Source organism: Pseudomonadota bacterium (genome assembly GCA_022361155.1).
Classification (GTDB): Bacteria; Myxococcota_A; Polyangia; order Polyangiales; family JAKSBK01; genus JAKSBK01.
On sequence record JAKSBK010000604.1, the window covers coordinates 1 to 1,064 of the forward strand.

Annotated in this window: 2 protein-coding genes; one reads left to right on the forward strand and one right to left on the reverse strand. The window is 67.0% G+C overall.

Annotated features, from left to right (window positions below):
* Nucleotides 1–583, reverse strand: a 583-nt coding sequence (locus MJD61_22815) for an ABC transporter permease (GenBank protein ID MCG8558093.1), incomplete at its 3' end; no start/stop codon positions are given.
* A gap of 187 nt (nt 584–770) precedes the next feature.
* On the opposite strand from MJD61_22815, the gene MJD61_22820 reads away from it, so the two are divergent.
* Nucleotides 771–1,064 (forward strand): formate dehydrogenase accessory sulfurtransferase FdhD (locus MJD61_22820; protein ID MCG8558094.1); only part of this gene is annotated, 294 nt, incomplete at its 3' end.

Below are 1,064 nucleotides of genomic sequence, written 5' to 3' on the forward strand. Positions count from 1 at the left end.
CGAGCGCGATGGCGGTGGTCATCACCCGGGTCACGTGGTCGATGTTGCCGCCGACGATCATCACCGCGCCGACCTCGGCGACGGCGCGGCCGAACCCGGCCAGGATCGCGGTCAGCAGGCTGAATCGGCCGTCCCACAGGAGGGTGGCCAGGATCTGCAACCGCCCGGCGGCGAGCGAGCGGAGCTGCTCGTCGTACTCCTCGTTCAGGTCGGCGACGGTCTGCGCGGTCAGCGCGGCGACGATCGGCGTGACCAGGATGCACTGGGCGATGATCATGGCCGTCGGCGTGAACAAGAGGCCGAACACGCCGAACGGGCCGGCGCGCGACAGCATCAGATAGACGATCAGCCCGACCACCACCGGCGGCAGGCCCATGAACGCGTTGAGCAGGGCCGAGACCGCCAGGCGCCCCGGAAAGCGGTACAGTGCCACCGCCGCGCCGAGCGGCAGGCCGATCAACGCGGCCAGAGCCACGGCGCTCAGGCTGACCTCGAGCGACAGACCGACGATCTCGGTCAGGTCCGCATCGAACGTGACCAGCATCTCGAACGCGAGCCCGAAGGCGGCGGCGAAATCGTCCATGCATCCTCCCGGCACGCGGACTCGGCTGATGCGCTATTTTATGCAATTTTCTGCATAATTTACATATCTACCGGAGAATTTGCCGTCTATAACCGTATTTCGAATATGGACATGGCTAGCGCGGGTGCTTGCCGCGGTCCGCGGGCCGGCGCATAGTTTCGGACACTGTCAGCGTGGACGGAGCGGGATGAACGACGTAGGCGATCCGGTGCGCACGGTGCGGCGGGCGCGGCCCAAGGCCGGTGACCCGGCGGCGCTGGAGGGCTTTGCATTGCGCCCCGATCCGGCGGACCCGCGCCTGACCGAGCGCGTGCGCGGGGTTGACGAGCGCGGCACCGCGATCGAGACCGCGGTCGTGGTCGAGCGTCCCTTGACCTTGTTCCTGAACGGCCAGGAGATCGTCACCATGATGACGATCGGCGACCATCCCGACTATCTCGCGGTTGGCTACCTGCTCAACCAGAACATGCTGGCGGCCGAC